The sequence below is a fragment of the Mesorhizobium sp. M1A.F.Ca.IN.020.06.1.1 genome (assembly GCF_004023265.1).
Taxonomy (GTDB): Bacteria; Pseudomonadota; Alphaproteobacteria; order Rhizobiales; family Rhizobiaceae; genus Mesorhizobium.
The window spans coordinates 1-4,115 of sequence record NZ_RZSR01000540.1 but is presented as its reverse complement, the minus strand read 5'-3'; the positions used below and the strand labels follow the sequence as shown (position 1 = coordinate 4,115).

The 4,115-nt window shown below is 65.0% G+C and carries 4 protein-coding genes; all 4 read left to right on the top strand.

Annotation, left to right across the window (positions count from 1 at the left end):
* On the top strand, nucleotides 1-466 hold a 466-nt coding region (gene betI / locus EOA60_RS21800), incomplete at its 5' end, for a transcriptional regulator BetI (RefSeq protein ID WP_128311853.1).
* On the top strand, nucleotides 463-1,992 hold the full coding sequence (betC, locus tag EOA60_RS21795; RefSeq protein ID WP_095823747.1) for a choline-sulfatase: 1,530 nt from the start codon (nucleotides 463-465) through the stop codon (nucleotides 1,990-1,992). The genes betI and betC, both read left to right, overlap by 4 nt.
* Nucleotides 1,989-2,993 carry a threonine/serine dehydratase gene (locus EOA60_RS21790; protein WP_164893822.1) on the top strand — a complete coding sequence of 335 codons (1,005 nt, stop codon included), beginning with the start codon at nucleotides 1,989-1,991 and terminating at the stop codon, nucleotides 2,991-2,993. Before betC ends, EOA60_RS21790 begins: the two co-directional genes overlap by 4 nt.
* A partial coding sequence (locus EOA60_RS21785) for a GMC family oxidoreductase N-terminal domain-containing protein (protein WP_128311852.1) occupies nucleotides 2,986-4,115 on the top strand: 1,130 nt, incomplete at its 3' end. The genes EOA60_RS21790 and EOA60_RS21785, both read left to right, overlap by 8 nt.

The following is a 4,115-nucleotide window of genomic DNA, read 5'->3' as shown; positions in this document are numbered from 1 at the left end:
GTCGGCGCTCGCCCATCACTATTTCGGCGCCAAGGACGAGCTGCTCTTCGCCACGATGCGGCACATCCTTGCCGAGCTCAACATCGATACAAGACGAGCGCTTCGCGTCGCCGCGACACCGCGCCAGCGCGTCTCGGCCGTCGTTGCGGTCAGTTTCTCCGACGAGCAGTTCCAGCCGGAGATCATCGCGGCCTGGCTCGCCTTCTATGTCGAGGCGCAGAAATCGACCGAGTTGCGGCGGCTGCTTCGTTTCTATGCGCGGCGGCTCAATTCCAACCTGATGAGCGGGCTGACCGGCATTCTGCCGAGGGCCGAAGCGGACCGCGCTGCGGAAGCGACGGCGGCGCTGATCGACGGACTCTACATTCGGCGCGCGCTGAAGGACGGCGTGCCCGATGCGCAGACAGCGATCGCGCTCGTCGAAGATTATCTCGAAACCAAGCTCAGCGGACGGAGCCTGCCTTGACCACCGAACGACCCAATTTCCTGATCGTCATGGTCGATCAGCTCAACGGCACGCTCTTCCCCGACGGCCCGGCGGATTTCCTGCACGTGCCGCATCTCAAGGCGCTCGCCGCCCGCTCGGCGCGTTTCGCCAACAACTACACCGCCTCGCCGCTTTGCGCGCCCGGCCGGGCCTCGTTCATGAGCGGCCAGCTGCCGTCGCGCACCGGGGTCTATGACAACGCCGCCGAATTCTCGTCCTCGATCCCGACCTTCGCGCATCATCTGCGCTCCGCCGGCTATTACACCTGCCTGTCCGGCAAGATGCATTTCGTCGGACCGGACCAGTTGCACGGCTTCGAGGAGCGGCTGACCACCGATATCTATCCGGCCGATTTCGGCTGGACGCCGGATTACCGCAAGCCCGGCGAGCGCATCGACTGGTGGTATCACAATCTCGGCTCGGTCACCGGCGCCGGCGTTGCCGAGACCACCAACCAGATGGAGTATGACGACGAGGTGGTGTTTCTGGCCGAGCAAAAGCTGTACCAGCTTTCGCGCGAGCAGGACGATGCGGGACATCGGCCCTGGTGCCTTACCGTTTCGCTATCGCACCCGCACGATCCCTATGTCGCGCGCAGGCAGTACTGGGATCTTTACGAGAACTGCCAGACGCTCGATCCCGAAACGCCGTTCATCCCGCATGACGAACAGGACACGCATTCGCAGCGCCTTTACCGGGCAAGCGACTATCAGTCCTTCGAGATCACGCTCGAGCAGGTGCGCCGTTCCCGGCGCGGCTATTTCGCCAACATTTCCTATGTCGACGATAAGCTCGGCGAGCTTCTGGACGTCCTCAAGCGCACTCGCATGCTTGACGACACCATCATCCTGTTCTGCTCGGATCACGGCGACATGCTGGGCGAGCGCGGCCTGTGGTTCAAAATGAGCTTCTTCGAGGGCTCGGCGCGCGTGCCGCTGATGATCGCCGGCAACGGCGTGCCAGCCGGCCTCATCGAGGCGCCCGTCTCCAATCTCGACGTGACGCCGACGGTCTGTGACCTCGCCGGCATTGATATCGCTGCAATCGCGCCGTGGACCGACGGCCAGTCGCTGCTGCCGCTGCTCGGCGGCAAGCCGCGCACCGCACCCGTTGTCATGGAATATGCCGCCGAAGGCTCCTATGCGCCGCTGGCCGCGATCCGCGACGGCAAATACAAATTCGTCCATTGCGAGCTCGACGCGCCGCAGCTGTTCGACCTGGAGGCCGACCCGCTCGAACGGAACAACCTCGCTGAGGATCCGGCGAACGCTGCCCTGGTGGCGGCGTTCATGGAAAAGGTCCGGGCGCGCTGGGACATGGCCGCGTTCGATGCCGCGGTGCGCGAAAGCCAGGCAAGCCGCTGGGTCGTCTACCCGGCGCTGCGCAACGGCGCCTATTACCCCTGGGATTTCCAGCCGCTGCAGAAAGCCTCGGAGCGCTACATGCGCAATCACATGAATCTCGACAACCTCGAAGAGAGCAAACGATATCCGCGAGGCGAATGATGGCAGACGTTCTGGTTCCCACCCTCGACCGCCTGAAGCAGGCCTATGCGGTGACCTCGACGGCGACGCAAGTCACGCCGCTGTTGGAGTCGCCCGCACTTGCGAGGGAAGCCGGCGCCGCGCGGGTGTTCGTCAAGCCGGAATCGCTGCAATGGGCGGGGTCCTTCAAGGTGCGCGGCGCCTATTGGCGCCTTAAGCGGCTGTCACCGGACGAAGCGAGGAAGGGCGTGGTCGCCTATTCCTCCGGCAATTTCGCGCAAGGGCTTGCGGCTGCCGGCCAGGCGCTCGGCATTCCCGTCACCATCGTCATGCCGATCGACGCGCCTGCCGCCAAGCGCGACGCGACCGCCGGCTATGGCGCGCGCGTGGTGCTGACCGATCATGGCGAGCGTGCCCGCGAGGAAGTCGCCGCCGCCAAGGCGCGCGAGATCGCCGAGACCGAGCAGCTCATCTTGCTGCATCCCTTCGACGATCCCGAGATCGTCGCCGGCCAGGCAGGGGCCGGGCTGGAAGCGCTCGACCAGTTGGCGGCGAAGAAGGCCCACGCCGATTTGGTGTTCTGCTCGGTTGGCGGCGGCGGCCTGATCGGCGGCGTTTCGCTCGCCTTCCATTATCTGTCGCCGAAAACCGAGATCATCGCCGTCGAGCCGGAAGGCTTCAACGGCATGGGCTCGTCGCTGGCGCATGGCGCGATCGAGACGATGCCGATCGGACCGAGATCGATCTGCGACGGGCTGATGGCGCGCAAGCCAGGCGAGGCGCCCTTCGCGGCGGTGAGTGCTGCCGGCGTTCGCGGCGTCACCGTCGAAGATGCCGCGGTGCGGGATGCAATGAAGATCGCCTTCGAGCGGCTGAAGCTGGTGCTGGAGCCTTCGGGCGCGGCCTCGCTTGCCGCGCTGCTCGGCGGCAAGGTGGATGTAGCGGGCAAAACCGTCCTTGTGGTGGCTACCGGCGGCAATGTCTCGCTCGCCGACTTTATGGCGCATATGAACAATGCTTGAAGCGGATTTCGTGATCATCGGATCGGGCTCCGCCGGCTCGGCCATGGCCTACCGGCTGTCGGAAGACGGCAAGCATTCGGTGATCGTGATCGAGTTCGGCGGCACCGATATGGGGCCGCTGATCCAGATGCCGTCGGCGCTGTCGATCCCGCTCAACATGAGCCTTTACGACTGGGGCTTCGCCAGCGAGCCAGAGCCGCATCTCGGCGGCCGCGTGCTCGCCACCCCGCGCGGCAAGGTGATCGGCGGTTCGTCCTCCATCAACGGCATGGTCTATGTTCGCGGCCATGCGCGCGACTTCGACCATTGGGCCGAACAGGGTGCTGCCGGATGGGGCTTCGCCGACGTGCTTCCCTATTTCAAGCGCATGGAGGATTCCGACGGCGGCGAGGACGGCTGGCGCGGTCAGGGCGGCCCGCTGCATGTGCAGCGCGGCACGCGCAAGAACCCGCTTTACGGCGCCTTCCTCGAGGCGGGCCGGCAGGCCGGCTTCGAGCTCACCGACGACTATAACGGATCGAAGCAGGAAGGCTTCGGGCCGATGGAGCAGACCATCTGGCGCGGCCGCCGCTGGTCGGCCGCGAACGCGTATCTTAAGCCGGCTCTCAGGCGAAAGAATGTGAGTCTGGTCAAGGGCTTCGCCCGCCGCGTGGTGATAGAGAATCAACGCGCCATCGGCGTCGAGATCGAAGCTAACAAACAGATTCAGGTCGTTAAGGCGCGACGTGAGGTGATCGTCGCGGCCTCGTCGATCAATTCGCCGAAGATCCTGATGCTGTCCGGCGTCGGCCCCGGCGCGCATCTGCAGGAAAACGGCATAAAGGTGATCGCCGACCGGGCGGGCGTCGGGGCCAATCTGCAGGACCATCTGGAGCTCTATATCCAGCAGGAAGCGACCAAGCCGATCACGCTGAACTCGGTGCTCAACCCCTTCTCCAAGGCGATGATCGGCGCGCAGTGGCTGTTCTTCAAGTCCGGCCTCGGCGCCACCAACCATTTCGAAGCCGCGGCCTTCGTGCGCTCGCAGGCCGGCGTCGACTACCCAGATATCCAGTACCACTTCATCCCGGCGGCGGTGCGTTACGACGGCAAGGCGGCGGCGAAGTCGCATGGCTTCCAGGC

Coding starts and splice junctions, on each gene's coding strand:
- EOA60_RS21790 (WP_164893822.1), top strand. CDS start 1,989: ATGATGGCAGACGTTCTGGTTCCCACCCTCGACCGCCTGAAGCAGGCC.